The sequence below is a fragment of the Alkaliphilus flagellatus genome (assembly GCF_018919215.1).
Lineage (GTDB): Bacteria > Bacillota > Clostridia > Peptostreptococcales > Natronincolaceae > Alkaliphilus_B > Alkaliphilus_B flagellatus.
This window is the reverse complement of record NZ_JAHLQK010000007.1, coordinates 11,297-29,891: the sequence shown is the minus strand read 5'-3', so window position 1 is coordinate 29,891 and position 18,595 is coordinate 11,297. Positions and strand designations below refer to the sequence as shown.

Below are 18,595 nucleotides of genomic sequence, written 5' to 3'. Positions count from 1 at the left end.
CAGCACTTAATGTGACTACCACCATCATATATTTTTACTATACTGTTATGTTATTTCTCTGTATAAGCTTGTCCACTTAAAAGTTCTGATGCTTTAAAGAAAACCATTAACAATATTCCCACTACAATAGTAGGTACTACCCAAGCAAAACCTTGATCTGCTAACGGTAGGGCCGCTAACACTTTCTTTGCACCTGGTATTGCAACATTGTATCCTACAAGGACTTCTAACACACTAACTACTAATGCAGTGTATACAACACCAGAATATATTGCTTTATGTTGTATATATTTATCTAAGAATGTAACCATTATCAGTGCAATAACAACAGGATAAAGAACAACTAATAGTGGCTCAGCTAAACTAGTAATTTCATCTACCCCAGCATTAGATATTACCATGCTAATTATTGCCGTCAAAATACAGACCAACTTATAGCTTAACTTATTTTTAGTTAATTTACTGAAGTATTCTCCTGTTGCAGCGGTTAATCCAATAGAGGTTGTTAAACATGCAAGTCCTACAGCTATTCCTAATAGTATTTTACCAACGTTACCAAGTATGCTTTCTGTTATTCCAATTATTAATTGAGCTCTAGATATATCACTTGGAAAACTTGTAGCTGTTGCACCAAGGTAAGCTAACCCTCCATAAATAACTCCAAGTCCAATAGTAGCAACTATACCTGCCTTAATAGTTAAGCTAGATACATCCCTAGGATTTTTATATCCCTTAGCCATAATAGATCCTACAATAATAGATCCTAATACTGTAGATGCTAAGGCATCCATAGTTTGGTATCCTTCTTTAAATCCTGTAGCAAATGGTGTAGCTATTTGACTTGCTCCTATTGTACCTATAGGTGAAATAATACCTTTAATAATAATCACTAGTAAAGTTACAAACAATGCTGGTGTCAGTATCTTACCTATATTATCAATTAATGAACTTGGTCTTAATACAAAAAATAGAACTATTGCAAAATAAATTATTGAAAATACTACACTATTCATATTTGGAAAGAATGGGAGTATTCCCATTTCAAAAGTAGTGGCACTAGTTCTTGGAATAGCTAAAAATGGACCTATTGCCAATGTAACTATTATAGTTATTACAACTCCAAAGCTTTGATTTACCCTTGATCCTAACACCTCTAAATTTCCACCAAACTTAGCTACTGCAATAATTCCTACCAGTGGTAATCCTACACCTGTTAAAAGAAATCCTACGATTGAAGAAATTACCTGAGTTCCTGTCTGTTGCCCTAATGATGGAGGAAATATTAAGTTACCCGCTCCAAAAAACATCGCAAATAGTGCAAAACCTACAACCAAGATATCCTGCCTCTTATTATTCATCATCTCGTCTCCTTTGTTAAACAATTCTCAATCTTATGTTTATTAGATTTTGTATAAAATCATTATAACATCAATTTTCGTATGTTTAAAGACATTATGAAATAATCAAAAAAGGAAAAATTGTTAGAATTTTAATATCTTTTCTAATATATTGTTAAATCTGTAAACATATATAATTTTGAAAAAATCAAAAACTTTGTTATATTTTTAACTTTCTTAATCTTATTTATTGCGCAATAAGTATTAGTTTTCACGAAATAAAGAAGGGGTATCCCTCCCCTTCTTTATTTACCGTAATATAAACTTAGCTAACTAACAGCTCCAAAGTCCTCTTCCACCAAATAATATTTTTAACTTTCTAATCTATAATATGTTTTCTAATAGAACAGGTTATTATTTAACCATTGTTAGACTAAATAATAATTAAAATCTACAAATTCTATTACCACAAAACAATACGACTAGTAAAAGGAAGAAGAATAATAGGCTATCTCCACTATCTTTGAAAATACCACAGTTACAGAATATAACCACTAGTATTAAAAAGAAGAATAATAAGCTGCTTTCTCGACCAAAAATATTTGATAATACACCTGCTTCACTCATACTTAGCACCTCACCTTTCAATTTAATATCTTTTATTTCTCACTTCATATTATGAAATAGCAATAGAATTGTGCTTTTTTATGATAAGTTTTTTCTATTTTATTTACTTAAATTGAAAGATAAACATTTATATTTCTCCAGCATAATGTAATGTATGATTGAATGTTTATGAAATTTGAAAATCAGAGGTGTTGTTTATGAAAATAGTAGTCCAAAAATTCGGAGGAACATCATTATCTACTAAAGATAGAAGAGCAATGGTAATAAGCAAAATACTAAAATGTAAAGAAGCAGGCAAATCTGTTGTAGTAGTTCTTTCTGCAATGGGCAGAAAAGGAGAACCTTATGCAACTGATACTTTAAAGGATTTAATATCCTCTACTTGCCCAGGACACAGTCTAAAAACCCTAGATTTACTAATGTCCTGTGGAGAAATAATATCTTCATCATTAATAGGTGCACAATTAGAAGCAATGGGAGAAAAAGTTGTGATACTTACAGGTCCCCAAGCTGGTATTTTGACCGACTCTGTTTTTGGTAATGCAGAAATTCTAGCTATAGACAACAAACAAATACTTTCGCATCTTAGTAATGGTGCTATAGTAATAGTCACAGGATTTCAAGGTGCTACTGAGCTAGGTGAGATTACAACATTAGGTCGTGGCGGTAGTGATACAACAGCTGCTGCCTTAGGGGTTGCACTTAATGCAGAAAGTGTAGATATCTATACAGATGTTGATGGTATTATGACTGCTGATCCTAATATTGTTCCTAATGCAAAAATTATAGATGAAATTAATTATGAAGAAGTATTTCAAATGGCAGACAAAGGTGCTCAAGTTATCCATCCTAGAGCGGTAGAAATCTCGAAAAAAGGAAACCTTACTATAAAAATCAAAAATACAATGTCATCTCACCCAGGAACTAAAATTCATTATTATACACATACAGGCAAAGAACTATACTCCACTCGACCTAATAAGGGAAAACTATTGACAGCAATTACAAGCAAAAATCATATTTCTCAAGTTTCTATTACCATGGATGATAGTTTACAAGGTGATAGCATATTATTTTCCTCTTTAGCTGATGCTAATATAAGTATCGATATGATAAATTTTTTTATAGATAAAAAAGTTTTTACTATAGATGAAAACCAAATAGATTTAACAAAAAGATTAATGGATAAATTTCAATTCAAATATAATATTTTAAATGCCTGTAGCAAAGTTACAATTATTGGTAGTAGGATTACTGGTATTCCTGGTGTAATGGCAACTATAGTTACAGCCCTATCTAAAGAAAATATTAGAATACTACAAAGTTCAGATTCTCATGCTACTATTTCCTGTCTAATTAAAGAAGAGGATGCAAATAAGGCTGTAAACCTACTACATGATGCTTTTAATCTAAATCAATAATTTTTAAAAAATACTTGACATTAATTAAAAAGGGCAATATAATAAACTTTAAATTAAATAATACGAAAACTCTTATCCAGAGAGGTGGAGGGACTGGCCCGATGAAACCCGGCAACCACGACTTTAGTCGAAGGTGCTAATTCCAGCAACACAATTGTGTTGAGAGATGAGAGAGGAATCCTAATTTTATTATGTTATTAGTTAACCTCTTTCATTTTGAAAGAGGTTTTTTTATTTCTTTAAAATACTTTTATGAGGTGATTTTATGATAAATCTAAACAATATTACAAAGATATATGAGGCTAAGGAAGGTAATGTTTTGGCCATTAAAAATATTTCTTTAAATATCAAAAAGGGTGAAATATACGGGATAATGGGAGTTAGTGGTGCTGGAAAGTCTACACTTATTCGTTGTATAAATTTGTTAGAAAAACCAACTTATGGAGAGGTATGGGTTAATAATGTTAATTTAACCAATCTATCTACATCTCTACTTAGAGAGGAAAGAAAGAATATAGGTATGATTTTTCAACACTACAATCTATTAAGTAGCAGAAATGTTTTTGATAATATAGCATATCCCTTAGAATTAGCTGGTGTTAAAAAACAAGAGCGAAACAAACGAATAGAGGAATTGCTTAATTTGGTAGATCTCGCCGATAAGAAAAACCATTATCCGTCTCAGCTTAGCGGTGGTCAAAGGCAGCGTATAGCAATAGCTAGGGCACTTGCAACAAATCCACAAATACTTTTAAGTGATGAGTCTACTTCTGCCCTAGACCCAATTACTAGTAGAAGCATTCTAGAATTATTAAAGGAAATAAATGGAAGATTAGGTGTGACTATAGTGTTAATAACCCATCAAATGGAAGTTATAGAGCAAATATGTCATAGAGTTGCAGTATTACAAGACGGAAGTATAGTGGAGGAAGGCCCTGTAAACAAAGTGTTTTCATCTCCACAAAATCCATATACAAGGCTTTTATTAGATAAAAATGATAGTAATACTTATATTAAAGAATCTATTAAATTATTTAAAACAAAAAAGGTAGGTGTTTTATAGTGTCAAGACTTATTACATTAATTGTACCTGCATTTAAACAAACCCTTTTTATGGTTTCAATTACAACATTATTTGCAGTATTAATAGGTACTCCTATTGGAGTTTTGTTAGTTTCCACAAGAAAAAAACACATTTTAGAAAATAATATTTTACATCGAACCCTTTCTTATATAGTAAACTTTGGACGTTCTTTTCCATTTATTATATTAATGATTTCTATTATACCCTTTACTAGGCTAATAGTTGGTACATCTATAGGCACAAAGGCAGCTATAGTACCTTTGACAGTAGCCACTATACCGTTTTATGCAAGGGTTATCGAAAATGCACTACTAGAAGTTAATTGGGGAATTATTGAGGCATCTCAGGCAATGGGGGCTACCCCTATTCAAATAATATGTAAGGTTTTAATTCCAGAGAGCATGCCAGCCATTGTTTTAGGTATTACAATTACCCTTGTCAACGTTATAGGGTATTCCGCCATGGCAGGAGCAGTAGGAGGAGGTGGACTAGGAGATTTAGCAATTAGGTATGGATATCATAGATTTGATAAGGAAATTATGATTTGGACCGTATTACTATTGATAGTAATAGTTCAAATCATACAATTTAGCGGCAACTTTATATCAAAACAAATTAATAGGAGGTAATTAAAAATGAAAAAAAATATTGTACTATCTATTGTAGGAATTATTATTTTATCTTTAATACTAAGTAGCTGTGGAAAAGCTCCAGCTAACAATACTGCTTCAAATAACGAAGAAGAAACTACAGCTAATGTATTAAATATTGGTGCTACCCCTGAACCCCATGCAGAAATATTAAAAATTGTTCAACCTATACTAGAGAAAGAGGGTGTTGAACTTAAAATTGTGGAATTTACTGACTATGTGCTTCCAAATTTAGCTCTTAACGACAAGGAAATCGACGCTAACTTTTTTCAACACGCTCCTTACATGGACTCCTTTGTTAATAGCCATAATATTAAACTAGAAGCAGCTACTAAAGTTCATATTGAGCCTCTAGGACTTTACTCTAAAAAGTTAGATAAAATTGAAGATCTTAAGAATGGAGCTAAAATTGCAATTCCTAATGACCCTACTAATGGAGGTAGAGCTTTACTTCTTCTTGAGAAATATGGAATTATTAAATTAGACGAAAATGCAGGTTTAGAAGCAACAGAAAATGATATTGTTGATAATCCAAAAAACCTATCTTTCATTGCTCTAGATGCTCCACAACTACCAGTATCTTTAGGTGATACAGATGCTGCAATTATAAATACCAATTATGCTTTAGAAGCTAATTTAAATCCTCTTAATGATGCATTAATTTTGGAAGATGAGGATTCTCCTTATGCCAACATATTAGCCATTAGATCAGAAAGTGCTAATGATGAAAGCATACAGAAACTAGTAAAGGCTCTTAACTCACCTGAAGTAAAGAACTTTATTAATGAAAAATATAAGGGTGCAATTATTCCTGCATTTTAGGTAACTTAAATAAAAAAATGATGGTATAGTATACCATCATTTTTTTATTTATCTACACCTTATTTTAAAGAAGCAGCGAGCTCTGCAACTGCTGTTTGTAATTCTGCTCCCATTTGATGTTGGTTTTGAGATATAGTATTAAGCTGCTCAATTTCCGTATTAATAGAAAATACTTCGTCACTAATCTTGCTTAATATTTCTGCTATTTTCTTTGTAAAGTCTTCACTATTAGTCGCAAGTTTTTGTACCTCTTTAGCAACAATAGAAAATCCTCTTCCATGTTCTCCGGCTCTAGCAGCTTCAATGGACGCATTTAACCCTAAAATATTTGTCTGTTGAGTAATTTTATTCATAAATTGAATAATCTTGTCTGTCTCTTTTACATGCTGTATAGTTCTATCAGCAAAGTCATTTAATGTATTACTAAGTGTAGTAGTCTGGGAAATACTCTCATGCATTTTCATTACGCTACTTGATGTTACATTACTAATATTTCTTATTTCGTTCATTTGCATTTCCAATTGGCCAGTAAGCTTTTCCTCATTGCCTACAAGAATGGTCATTAATTTAGCTGCTTGACTGCGAATAATTTCTGCATTATGGACATTGTGCATATTAATTTCATCAGCTACCTTGTTACTTCCAGTTACTTCGATAATTAAGTCAACTCTTTTTGATAGTATTTCTTGAATGCTGTCAGTATAATATACTCCTAAATTTTTCGCCAACTGAATTCCAGGAGCATTTTCATCTATGTCTACTATACCAGCAATTTCAATTTCCTGCATTTTCATAAGAGTACTTAAAATCGAACGTCCTCCTTGACCACCACCAATAATTGCTATTCTCATAACTTTCTCCCCCACATTTTATATTAAAAAATATTACATATTGACAATAAGTATCCTTTCATAATTATTAGACATTTTTCTTAGAATTCCTCTAAATTTTTTGTAATTTTTTCATTTTTATTTTTATTATATTTTACACATACTAATTATGATCAGCCTAAATATACAAGGATGTGATAATTATGAAAAAAAGAAAGTATTATAACAATCCTAAAGATCTAATTAATGAAACATATAATGCAGATGCATTTAAAGTAATAGAAAAAACAATTAATCCATTAGTAATGCCACTAGATATGGTAAAAGATATTGATGCTTTGGATTCTAAGCATTTTTATCAAGAAGAATGGGATAAGATTATTGGTGGTATAAACAAACAACATTAAGCCATAATTTAAGAAAATGGATATCCAACATATACCGTAAAAAATATGTTAGATATCCATTTTAAAATTGTTTAAAGTTATGGCATTTTAACTATTTAATTCCTATATCTTTACGATAAAAACTTCCTTTAAATCTAATTTTATCTATATTAGCATAAACTTTTTCTCTAGCCTCTTGTATATTTTTATCTATACCTACTACACCTAAAACTCTACCACCCTTTGTCACAATTTTATTTTCATTTTCTATTGTGCCAGAATGAAATATTAATAGTTCATTCTCGATTGCATCTAAACCTGTAATCTCTAATCCATTTTCATATTTATTTGGATATCCTCCAGAGGCTAGTATAACACAAACCACTCCATCTTCACTCCATTGAATATCTGTATCTTTTAATTTTCTATCTATTATATTATCAAATATTTCTATTAAATCAGTTTTTAATCTAGGCAGTACTACTTGTGTTTCAGGATCTCCAAAACGCACATTATATTCTAAAACCTTTGGACCATCTTCTGTAATCATAAGTCCTATAAAAATAATCCCTCTATAATCCATTTTCTCCTGTTGTATACCAATTAATGTAGGATATAAAATTTCTTTCTCTACCTGTTTTGCAATTTCTTCTGTATACACATAGTTAGGAGAATAAGTACCCATTCCCCCAGTATTCGGTCCATTATCCCCATCAAAAGCTCTTTTATGATCTTGGCTACTTACCATAGGAATAATGGTATGTCCATCTACAAAACATAATATAGAAGTCTCTGTACCCTTTAAAAACTCTTCTATAACTATACTTTTACCAGCATCTCCTAATATTTTGTCATCTAATAATTGTTTTATCACCCTTAAGGCTTCTTCTTTATTTTCGCAAATAAATACTCCCTTACCTGCTGCCAACCCATCAGCCTTAACTACTACAGGATAGGAATATCCTTCTATAACTAGTTTTGCTTCTTCAAAGGTGGTAACTTCATGATACTGTGCTGTAGGAATATCATATTTTTTCATAAAATCCTTAGCAAAGGCTTTACTTCCTTCAAGTTGTGCCGCCTGCTTAGTTGGACCTATAACTTTTAAATTATTTTGCCTAAAAGTGTCGACTATGCCTTCTACTAAAGGCTCTTCTGGTCCTACTATAATCAGATCAATATTCATTTCAAGAGAAAATTCTACAAGTTTATCTATATTATTAGAAGAAATATCAACATTTTTAGCAATTTTACCTATACCAGCATTTCCAGGAGCACAAAAAATTTCTGTAACTAGAGGGCTTTGGCTTAGTTTCCAAACCATAGCGTGTTCTCTGCCACCACCACCTATTACTAATAGCTTCATCTTCCCACCCCTTTTTCAAATTAATGTTTAAAATGTCTCATTCCCGTAAACACCATAGAAATACCGTGTTCATTACAAGCTTCAATAGATGTATTATCTTTAATAGATCCGCCAGGTTGAATAATAGCACTAACTCCTGCCTTTGCTGCCTCATCTACACAATCTCTAAATGGAAAGAAAGCATCTGATGCTAAAACACTTCCTTCAAGAGAGTGGGCACTATTTCCAATAGCGTTTTGCAATGCCCAAATTCGACTTGTCTGACCTGGTCCTATAGCTAATGTTTGTTTGTTTTTTACTAAGACAATAGCATTTGATTTTACATGTTTTACTATCTTAAAGGCGAATACCAAGTCTTGATGTTCTTCTTCATTTGGGGCTGTATTGGTTACTACTTTTAGTTCCTTTATTAGGGTATTATTCTCTTCCTGCACTAAAATACCACCCTGTACTTTCTTTATCTGCCATTGTTCTTTAGAATGACTACATATATTTTCTATTTTAATTAAACGAAGATTTTTTTTCTCTTCAAATACTTTTAATGCTTCTTCTGTAAAATCTGGGGCGATAACTACTTCGAGAAAAATTTCCTTCATAGAGTCAGCTATTTTTTTTGTAATAGGCCTGTTGGCTGCAATAATACCACCAAATATTGAAAGTGGATCGGCACTGTAGGCCTTCTCCCAAGCTTCGTCAATATCTTTACCAGATGCTACGCCACAAGGATTGGTATGCTTTACTGCCACTACTGTTGGCTCTTCGAATTCCTTTAACAACTCTAATGCCCCGTTTGCGTCATTAATATTATTAAAGGATAGCTCCTTACCTTGAATCTGAATTCCATCTACTAATGTAGCTTTGTTATTACCCACTTCTTTATAAAATGCTGCCATTTGATGTGGATTTTCTCCATAACGCAGATCTTGTACTTTTTCATAAGTTAAAGTCAAATATTCAGGAAATATGTCAGATTTTTTTCGCAAATAATTAGCTATTAAGCTATCATAATGTGCTGTATGCTCAAATACTTTTAACGCAAGATTATATCTTGTTTCTGTGCTAGTATTCCCCTTGTTTTTTATTTCTTCAATGATCACATCATAATCCATTGGATCTATTACTACAGTCACATCATTATAGTTTTTTGCTGCTGCCCTCAACATTGTAGGGCCTCCAATATCTATGTTTTCAATTGCTTCCTCTAACTGTACACCTTCTTTTAAAATTGTCTCTTTAAAGGGATATAGGTTAATTATAACTAAATCTATAGATCTAATATTTAAGTTTTCTAGTGTCTGCATATGCTCATTATTACTTCTAATAGCTAGTATTCCACCATGTACTGAAGGATGTAAGGTTTTTACCCTTCCATCTAGGCATTCTGGAAAGCCTGTTATATCTGAAACATCCTTTACTTCAACTTTTGCTTCTCTTAATAGCTTTGCTGTACCACCTGTTGAAAGTATTTCTATATTTAAGTCTACAAGTTTTTTTGCTAATTCCACAATTCCTTCTTTATTAGAAACGCTTATTAAAGCTCGTTTTATCATTTTATCCACCCCTCAGTTTTATAAGAAGTTTACAATACATTAACTCGATTATCGCTAATTCTTAATCTATCATCTATAAACAATCTAACCGCTAATGGTAAAATTTCATGCTCTACCTTTAATACCTTTTTCTGTAGACTTTCTACCGTATCATTGAAATCCACCTTTACATCTTTTTGAATAATTATAGGTCCCCCGTCCATTTCTTTATTAACAAAATGCACTGTTGCTCCCGTAACTTTTACCCCTCTCCTAATTGCCTCTTGATGAACTTTTTCTCCATAAAATCCTTTTCCACAAAAGCTTGGTATTAAAGATGGATGTATATTAATAATACGATTTTCATATTTTTTAATAACTTCTATAGGAACGAAAGCTAAGTATCCTGCTAGAACTATTAACTCAACCTTTGCTTCTTCTAAAGTGTTAATTAAGTTTTGTTCATACTCCGAATCTGATTTATATTGTTTTCTATTAATAACTATACTTTTAATCCCACCTCTTTTAGCTCTAGTTAATCCGTAAGCATCCTCTCTATTAGAAACTACTAATACAATTTCTCCACCTACACTTTTATTGTGAACTTCATCAATTAGAGACTGCAGATTTGTACCCCCACCAGAAATCATAACAGCAATTTTTATATTCTTCATAAAATCACCTGTTTGTTCCCTTTAACTATTTCACCTATTTCTTTCACATCTTCGCCACTAGCTTTTAATATTTCCATTGACCTTTGAGCATCCTCTTGAGAAACAACTATTGCCATTCCCACTCCCATATTAAATGTGCTAAACATTTCTTTATAGCTAATATTTCCTTTTTGTTGTATGAATTTAAATATAGGAGGTATTTGCCAGGATTTTATGTCAATTTTTGCATCTACATTTTCCGGCAATATACGCGGAATATTTTCATAAAAACCCCCACCTGTAATATGACAAATACCTTTGACATTTATGTCCTTAATTAGACTTAAAATTGGTTTTACATATATTTTAGTAGGTGTAAGTAACACTTCACCTAAGGTTTCTCCAAATTCTTCGACATAATCTGTAGTTTTCATGTCCAAAATATCAAAGATAAGCTTTCTAACTAATGAATAACCATTGCTATGAATACCACTAGATGGTAAAGCTAAAATAATATCCCCAGCTTCTATATTTTTCCCTGTAATTATATTAGGCTTATCAACAATACCAACAGCAAAACCTGCTAAGTCGTATTCATCTTCCTTATATAAACCGGGCATTTCTGCTGTTTCTCCCCCTATTAATGCACTACCAGCTAGCTTACATCCTTCAGCAATTCCGCCTACAATCTGTGCTATCTTTTCCCCTACCAACTTTCCTGTTGCAATATAGTCTAGAAAAAACAAAGGTTTTCCACCTTGGCATAAAATATCATTAACGCACATTGCCACACAGTCCTGTCCAATAGTATCGTGCTTATCCATCATAAATGCTAGCTTTAGCTTTGTCCCTACTCCATCAGTTCCAGATACTAAAACTGGCTCTTTGTAGTCATTAATATTTAAGGAGAATAATCCTCCAAAACCACCGAGATCTGCTAAAACATTGGAGTTAAAGGTACTCTTAACATGATCCTTCATTAGCTTAACAGCCCTTTGTCCCTCATCAACATCTACACCAGCACTTTTATAAGTTATATCCATCATCCTTACCTCCCAATAGACATCAAATCTTTATAGGATAATCTCCATTAAAGCAAGCAGTACAAAAATTCTCCTTAGTTAATCCTGTCGATTCCACTAAACCATCTAGGCTTATATAACCTAGACTATCTGCTTCTACTATTTGCCTTATTTCTTCAATAGATTTAGTTGCTCCCAGTAACTTACTAGCATCTGGAGTATCTATACCAAAATAACAGCTATAAGCAACAGGTGGAGAGCTTATTCTAAGATGAACTTCTTTAGCTCCTGCACTTCTTAAATCTGCCACAATTTTTCTGCTAGTAGTACCTCTTACGATGGAGTCATCAACCAAAACAACTTTTTTCCCCTTAATGTTTTGTCCTAAAGGACTCAGCTTTAATCTTAAGGCCCTTTCCCTAGATGACTGATCTGGCTCTATAAAAGTTCTACCTACATAACGATTTTTAAACAATCCTTCTCCAAATGGAATACCTAGCTCTTCGGCATATCCTAAGGCTACAGGAATAGATGAGTCTGGTACGGCTATTACCATATCCACATCTATAGGATGCTCCTTTGCTAATATCCTACCTGCATTTTTTCTTGCCTCGTATACGTTAACACCATCAATTAAACTATCTGGCCTTGCAAAATAAACATATTCAAATATGCAAGAGGCTCTTTTTTCTTTTTTAGTATAGTAGGTTGAAGTAATTCCTTCTTTATTAATAGTTATAATTTCACCAGGTTTTACATCTCTAATTAAGGTTGCACCTACAGCATCAAGAGCGCAACTTTCAGAAGCCAATACATAACCGTCATCTAGCTTACCTAAACACAGGGGTCTTAAGCCATAGGGATCTCTGATTCCGATAAGTTCTTCTTCTGTCATAATTACTAGTGCATAGGCACCTTTAATTGAATCCATAGTTTTTTCTATAGAACTTAAAATATCCTCATCACTATATTTAGAGAGTAGTTTAATGATTACTTCACTGTCAATTGAGGTTTTAAAAACCTCCCCAGCATCTTCCAATATTTTTTTTACTTCTTTTGCATTAACTAGGCTTCCATTATGAGCCACTGAAATACTACTCTCCCCTATTTTAGCAATAAGGGGTTGAGCATTTTCCACTTTACTTCCACCGGCAGTTCCGTATCTTACATGGCCTATACTTATATGTCCACCTAACTGGCTTAATATTTTATCGTCAAATACTTCTGATACAAGGCCCATTTGTTTATAATGATAACTCCTCTGTCCATCATTACTTGCAATACCCGCACTTTCCTGTCCTCTGTGTTGCAGAGCATAAAGTCCATAGAAAAGCAATTTAGAGGCATTATCTTCATTCCACTTATACATGCCTATAATACCGCATTCTTCACCTAACTTATCATTATTTATTTCATTAAAAGTTCGAAGGTATCTTTCCATGTTTTTTTCATCCCCTCTATTGGCAGATTAATTATCTCTTCTCCACTTATACTAATTTTAAAGTTTTCTCCTCCAATAGTTCCTAATACTGTGCTTGGTATTTTATTTTCAACTATAAGCTCTTTTATAGTATTTAGATTTTCAGGTCTTACACTTATAATAAATCTTGATTGGCTTTCACCAAATAAAGCAATATCTTTTCTGACCTCACTATCTAATTTAACTTCTACTCCCATTTCATTTTCCATTGCGCATTCTGCTAGTGCTACTGCTAAACCACCTTCTGCTACATCCTGGACAGATTGTAACAGTTTATTATCATTTGCATCTAATATAAGCTTGTGTAATCTTCTTTCCAGTGCAAAATTAACATCTGAAATTTTACCCTTTTCAAGTCCATGTATCTCTGCTAAATATTCACTTCCTCCTAATTCCTCTTTGGTTTTTCCTAGAAGAATTACTACATCACCATCTTCTTTAAAGTTCATAGTAATAGATTTATTTATATCTTCTATTAATCCGATCATTCCAATAATAGGTGTAGGATAAATACTTCCTGTTTCCGTTTCATTATAAAGACTAACATTTCCACCTACAACTGGAGTATCTAGTTCACGACAAGCTTCGCCTATGCCTAATGCACTCTCCCTTAACTGCCAAAATCCGTCTTTTGTCTCTGGATTTCCAAAGTTAAGTCCATCTGTTACAGCTAAAGGTTTAGCACCGCTACATACAAGGTTTCTTGATGCTTCTACCACCGCAATTTTACTACCTTCTCTAGGATCTAAATAACAATAGCGACTATTACAATCTGTAGTTAAAGCAATTCCCTTATTAGTTCCCTTAATTCTAATAACCGATGCTGTCGATCCAGCCTTTACCTCTACTTGTTCAGTATCATTAATATTAAACTGTTTATGCATCCAATCTCTACTTGCAATATTAGGAGAAGCTAAAAGCTTTAATAATACATCATTATAATTTTCCGGCTCCTTTATTTCGTCAAGATTAATATTTCTAACTTCATCAATATATTTAGGTGTTTCAAAATCACTATCATATTTTGGTGCTCCAGAAGAATCTAAGCTAGCAGCAGGTACTTGGCCTACTATTTTATCTCCTTCTTTTATGGTTAGCATATTATCATCAGTTACTTTACCTATGATAACTGAATGAAGCCCCCATTTTTCTACAATTTTATTAACTTCTTCTTCTCTACCTTTTTCAACTATTAAAAGCATTCTCTCTTGGGATTCTGAGATCATAACTTCTACTGGTAACATTCCTTCTACCCTTCTAGGCACTTTAAGAACATCTATTTCCATACCACCTTCACCACGGGTAGCTGTTTCACAGCTTGCTGATGTAAGTCCTGCAGCTCCTAAGTCTTGTAGCCCTACTATACAACCAGTATCTAATAGCTCAAGGGAAGCTTCTAGTAATTTCTTTCCTATTTCAGGATTCCCTATTGGACATACACCTTCTGTTTGGTTTTCTAATCCTGCTGATGCAAAGCTAGCACCACCAATACCATCTCTTCCTGTTGCAGCTCCTAGATACATTATAGAGTTGCCAACTCCCGAAGCGTTAGCACGATGTATTTTATCGTGATTTATTAATCCGATACACATAGCATTTACCAATGGGTTTCCTTGGTAAGAATCATTAAAGTATATTTCTCCACCAACTGCTGGTACATCTACACCATCACAATAGTCCGCCATTCCTTCAAATACTTTTTCTACTAAAAATTTAGTTCTATCATCTGTTTTTATATCTCCAAATCTTAATGAGTTTAATAAAGCAATAGGTCTTGCTCCCATAGCATATATGTCTCTTAAAATTCCCCCTACTCCTGTAGCAGCCCCTTGGTAAGGTTCTATTGCGGAAGGATGGTTATGGCTTTCTATTTTCATAGCAATTGCCATATTGTCTCCTATATCCACTATTCCAGCATTTTCTCCTGGCCCTTGCAGTACTATTTCACTTGAAGTTGGAAAATGTTTAAATAAAACTCTTGAATGTTTATAACTACAATGTTCTGACCACATAGCACTGTATAGATTTAATTCCAGTTCATTAGGTTCTCTTCCTAAAATTTTTACTATTCTTTCGTATTCTGTCTTTTTTAATCCTAAAGTCTCATATTTATTTTCCATTGTTTTTCCCCCTATTCAATAATTTTAATTAATAGTTTTTATATCCAATTTCTTCAAGCTTTTTTGCCTTTTCTTCAACTGCTTTAGTTAAGTTTGATTTATAATTAATTAATTTTTTTCTTACATTTTCATCTACGATGCTAATGATTTGAGCCGCCAATATACCAGCATTTGCTCCCCCGTTTATTCCTACTGTTGCCACAGGAACTCCAGATGGCATTTGTACTATAGAATATAAAGAATCTATTCCATCTAAGGCTTTACTTTTAATAGGTACTCCTATTACCGGTATATGAGTAATTGAGGCTACCATACCTGGTAGGTGGGCTGCGCCTCCTGCTCCCGCTATAATAACCTTAATTCCTCTATCTGCTGCACCTTTTGCGAAACTAAACATTCTCTCTGGAGTACGGTGAGCAGAAACTATAGTAAGTTCATATAAAACACCTAGCTTGTCTAATATTTCCGCTGCATTCTTCATAATAGGAAGATCAGAGTCGCTTCCCATAATAATACTAACAATTGGATTTTTCATAATATCACTCCTAGCAACTAGTTATTTTAAGTGTATTCCTTATAATTTCAGCTCGTTCTAATATTTCTTCAATACCTTCACCTAGCAAAGTGACATGTCCCATTTTTCTTAAAGGCTTTGTATACTCTTTTCCATAGAAATGCACATACACATCTTGCTTCTCAAAGGTGCTTGTTAAACCTTGAATTACAGCCTTACCCTCTATACCTTCTTCTCCTAAAAGATTAATCATTACACTCGGCTTAATTAAGTAAGGAGTTGCCAAAGGGTATCCTAAAATAGCTCTTAAATGCTGTTCAAATTGGGATATATTACATCCTTCTAAGGTATAATGGCCAGAATTATGAACTCTTGGTGCTATTTCATTAATTAATACTTCTTTATTTTTATCTATAAACATCTCTATACAAAATACTCCTGCACCATCTAACTTTTCCATTATATTTAGTGCCAAGTTTTCTGCCTTACTTACTACGTCATCCATAAATCGCGCTGGCACTATAGTAGTTCTTAATATATTGTCTTCATGAATATTTTCAGATAATGGATAGATTTTGATTTCTCCTGTAGTACTACGTGCCGCAATTACTGAAATTTCACTAGTAAATGAAATATACTTTTCAACCATAAGTTCTCTATCCTCAACTTTTAACAATTTGTAGGCAGCTTCAATGTCTTCAACCTTTCTAATAAGCTTATTACCTTTTCCGTCATAACCACCATAACAACTTTTTAAAACTACTGGCAGACCTTCTTTAGCAATATAACTTTTAATATCATCTATAGTATTTACCTTCTCAAATGGTGTAGTTGCAATATTATGACCTTTTAAAAATTGCTTTTGTCTATATTTATTTTGAATCATTTTTAATGTGCTAGGTGAAGGTTCGATTTTATAACCCTTATCCTTAAGCTCAATTAATATGTTTGCATTTATATGCTCCAGCTCATAAGTTACTATATGGCATTTTACTGCCAGTTCTTCAATTTTAGAAGCATCATAATAATCTCCAACTATTTGTTCATCGGCTATAGATGAGGCAGGACAACTTTCATTAGGGTCTAGGATAATAAACTGTATTCCAAGTTTTTTGCCTTCTAAAATCATCATCTTACCTAATTGTCCTCCGCCAATAATTCCTATTTTTATTCTATTTATTCCATAATTTATATCTTTATCCAAAACCATCGCCCCTTTGACCTAATTTTGGTTTTTTTAAAGCAGCTAAGAAATTTCTTAGCTGCTTATGTCTTGCCTAGTGAGGTAATATTGTAAATCTAAGGATAAACAATAATGCCAATATATACACTGTAGGATGAACTTCTTTTGATTTGCCAGTCGCTATTTTCATTATAGGATAGAATATTAATCCTGCAGCAATTCCATTAGCTATACTATAGGTAAATGGCATAATTGCAATTGTAAAGAAAGCTGGCAGAGCTTCTGAAAAGTCATCAAAATTAACTTGTTTAACCGCTCCCATCATTAAAACACCAACTATAATTAAAGCTGGAGCAGTAGCCTGTGCAGGTACCATTAAAGCAAATGGTGCTAAAAATACTGAGAATAAGAATAATAGTCCTGATGTTACAGCTGTTAAACCTGTTTTTCCTCCCTCTGCGACACCTGCTGCTGACTCAACAAAGGTTGTAACTGTAGATGTACCTAAAATAGCCCCTGCAGAAGTTGCTACAGCGTCTGCTAATAGAGCTTTATTCATACTAGGAAGCTTTCCGTTTTCGTCTAACATTCCAGCCTTAGTAGCTGTACCAATTAAAGTTCCAATAGTATCAAACATATCTACTAAACTGAATGAAATAACTACTGTTGCTACACTTGCTAAAGCACCTACAAAGCTTGCTTCACCAATTTTCAATAGTCCTCTAAAGTCCATTTGCATAAATGTAGGACTTAAATCAAAATTAAATGATGTATTTATAGTTGTATTAGTTACTCCCATAGGAATACCTATAAGAGTGGTAGTAACTATACCAATTAAAATAGCACCTTTTACATTTTTAACCATCAATACACCTGTAATCACTAAGCCTATAACAGCCAAAATAACAGGAGCACTGTTAAAACGACTAAATGCTAAAAATGTATTTGGATCTGCTACAATAATTCCTGAATTTGTGAATCCAAGCAATGCGATAAATAGTCCAATACCTCCACTGATAGCATGTTTTAAAGATGCTGGAATTGCATCTATAATAGATTCTCTTGCACCAGTAACAGTTAATACTATAAATAAAATTCCTGAAATAAAGATTGCAGCTAAACCTTGTTGCCATGTATATCCTAAACTCATTACAACTCCATATGTGAAGAAAGCATTAAGTCCCATTCCAGGTGCCTGTGCAAATGGAATATTAGCATAAAGTCCCATAATAAGTGTTCCAAGTGCAGCGGATAAACATGTTGCTAAAAATACTGCGTTATAATCCATTCCTGCCTTTGAAAGTACATCTGGATTTACAAATAAAATATAGGCCATAGTAATGAAAGTAGTAATACCAGCAATAATTTCAGTTTTTACATCAGTTTTGTTTTCTGATAGTCTAAAATACCTATCTAAGGCTGATGTTGATGCATTGGTGTTTTTTGTACTCATTTTTTAGTCCTCCTTAAGTAAAATAAATTCATGAATATTTATGATTGCCTTATTAAAATAAATAAATTAAACCCGAACAGATAGGTTACAAGGAATGAAACCTATCCGTCCGGGTTTT

Annotated in this window: 17 protein-coding genes and 1 riboswitch; of the genes, 5 read left to right on the top strand and 12 right to left on the bottom strand. The window is 32.9% G+C overall.

Features of this window, described 5'->3' with window-relative positions; all coding sequences use genetic code 11:
- Positions 1-50 precede the first annotated feature (50 nt).
- Positions 51-1,358: a branched-chain amino acid transport system II carrier protein gene (gene brnQ / locus KQI88_RS16490; RefSeq protein WP_246579354.1), complete on the bottom strand. Its 1,308-nt coding sequence runs from the start codon at positions 1,356-1,358 to the stop codon at positions 51-53.
- Between the two features lie 423 nt (positions 1,359-1,781).
- Positions 1,782-1,964, bottom strand: a complete 183-nt coding sequence (locus KQI88_RS16485) for a hypothetical protein (protein ID WP_216419258.1) — start codon at positions 1,962-1,964, stop codon at positions 1,782-1,784.
- A gap of 197 nt (positions 1,965-2,161) precedes the next feature.
- On the opposite strand from KQI88_RS16485, the gene dapG reads away from it, so the two are divergent.
- The 4 genes from dapG (at position 2,162) to KQI88_RS16465 (ending at position 5,941) form a co-directional block, all read left to right on the top strand.
- Positions 2,162-3,385, top strand: a complete 1,224-nt coding sequence (dapG, locus tag KQI88_RS16480) for an aspartate kinase (protein ID WP_216419256.1) — start codon at positions 2,162-2,164, stop codon at positions 3,383-3,385.
- A 69-nt stretch (positions 3,386-3,454) separates the two neighbouring features.
- Positions 3,455-3,558, top strand: a riboswitch (SAM riboswitch).
- Between the two features lie 92 nt (positions 3,559-3,650).
- Positions 3,651-4,448: a methionine ABC transporter ATP-binding protein gene (locus tag KQI88_RS16475; RefSeq protein ID WP_216419254.1), complete on the top strand. Its 798-nt coding sequence runs from the start codon at positions 3,651-3,653 to the stop codon at positions 4,446-4,448.
- Positions 4,448-5,098 (top strand): methionine ABC transporter permease, encoded by a 651-nt coding sequence (locus tag KQI88_RS16470; protein ID WP_216419252.1) that lies wholly within the window; start codon positions 4,448-4,450, stop codon positions 5,096-5,098. The genes KQI88_RS16475 and KQI88_RS16470 overlap by 1 nt, the downstream gene beginning before the upstream one ends.
- A 6-nt stretch (positions 5,099-5,104) precedes the next feature.
- A complete protein-coding gene (locus KQI88_RS16465; RefSeq protein WP_216419250.1) occupies positions 5,105-5,941 on the top strand; it encodes a MetQ/NlpA family ABC transporter substrate-binding protein in 837 nt (278 codons plus the stop codon).
- Between the two features lie 59 nt (positions 5,942-6,000).
- Here KQI88_RS16465 and KQI88_RS16460 read toward each other — a convergent pair whose 3' ends face one another.
- Positions 6,001-6,792, bottom strand: a complete 792-nt coding sequence (locus tag KQI88_RS16460; RefSeq protein ID WP_216419248.1) for a methyl-accepting chemotaxis protein — start codon at positions 6,790-6,792, stop codon at positions 6,001-6,003.
- 182 nt (positions 6,793-6,974) lie between these two features.
- Here KQI88_RS16460 and KQI88_RS16455 point away from each other — a divergent pair, with 182 nt between their 5' ends.
- A complete protein-coding gene (locus tag KQI88_RS16455) occupies positions 6,975-7,178 on the top strand; it encodes a hypothetical protein (protein ID WP_216419246.1) in 204 nt (67 codons plus the stop codon).
- 91 nt (positions 7,179-7,269) lie between these two features.
- Here KQI88_RS16455 and purD read toward each other — a convergent pair whose 3' ends face one another.
- The 9 genes from purD to KQI88_RS16410 all read right to left on the bottom strand — a co-directional run bounded on the left by purD (position 7,270) and on the right by KQI88_RS16410 (position 18,477).
- Positions 7,270-8,523, bottom strand: coding sequence for a phosphoribosylamine--glycine ligase (gene purD, locus KQI88_RS16450; protein WP_216419244.1), 1,254 nt, complete (start codon positions 8,521-8,523; stop codon positions 7,270-7,272).
- Positions 8,524-8,543: 20 nt separating this feature from the next.
- Positions 8,544-10,073, bottom strand: coding sequence for a bifunctional phosphoribosylaminoimidazolecarboxamide formyltransferase/IMP cyclohydrolase (purH, locus tag KQI88_RS16445; RefSeq protein ID WP_216419242.1), 1,530 nt, complete (start codon positions 10,071-10,073; stop codon positions 8,544-8,546).
- 29 nt (positions 10,074-10,102) lie between these two features.
- Positions 10,103-10,726, bottom strand: coding sequence for a phosphoribosylglycinamide formyltransferase (purN, locus tag KQI88_RS16440; protein ID WP_216419240.1), 624 nt, complete (start codon positions 10,724-10,726; stop codon positions 10,103-10,105).
- Complete coding sequence (gene purM / locus KQI88_RS16435) at positions 10,723-11,748, bottom strand: phosphoribosylformylglycinamidine cyclo-ligase (RefSeq protein WP_216419238.1); 1,026 nt, start codon at positions 11,746-11,748, stop codon at positions 10,723-10,725. The genes purN and purM overlap by 4 nt, the downstream gene beginning before the upstream one ends.
- Positions 11,749-11,770: 22 nt before the next feature.
- Positions 11,771-13,168: an amidophosphoribosyltransferase gene (gene purF / locus KQI88_RS16430; protein ID WP_216419236.1), complete on the bottom strand. Its 1,398-nt coding sequence runs from the start codon at positions 13,166-13,168 to the stop codon at positions 11,771-11,773.
- Entirely contained in the window at positions 13,135-15,327 is a 2,193-nt protein-coding gene (gene purL / locus KQI88_RS16425) for a phosphoribosylformylglycinamidine synthase subunit PurL (protein WP_216419234.1), read from the bottom strand. Before purL ends, purF begins: the two co-directional genes overlap by 34 nt.
- A gap of 28 nt (positions 15,328-15,355) precedes the next feature.
- Positions 15,356-15,862 (bottom strand): 5-(carboxyamino)imidazole ribonucleotide mutase, encoded by a 507-nt coding sequence (purE, locus tag KQI88_RS16420; RefSeq protein ID WP_216419232.1) that lies wholly within the window; start codon positions 15,860-15,862, stop codon positions 15,356-15,358.
- 10 nt (positions 15,863-15,872) lie between these two features.
- Positions 15,873-17,051, bottom strand: coding sequence for a 5-(carboxyamino)imidazole ribonucleotide synthase (locus tag KQI88_RS16415; protein WP_216419230.1), 1,179 nt, complete (start codon positions 17,049-17,051; stop codon positions 15,873-15,875).
- 67 nt (positions 17,052-17,118) lie between these two features.
- A complete protein-coding gene (locus tag KQI88_RS16410; RefSeq protein WP_216419228.1) occupies positions 17,119-18,477 on the bottom strand; it encodes an NCS2 family permease in 1,359 nt (452 codons plus the stop codon).
- Positions 18,478-18,595: the final 118 nt, after the last annotated feature.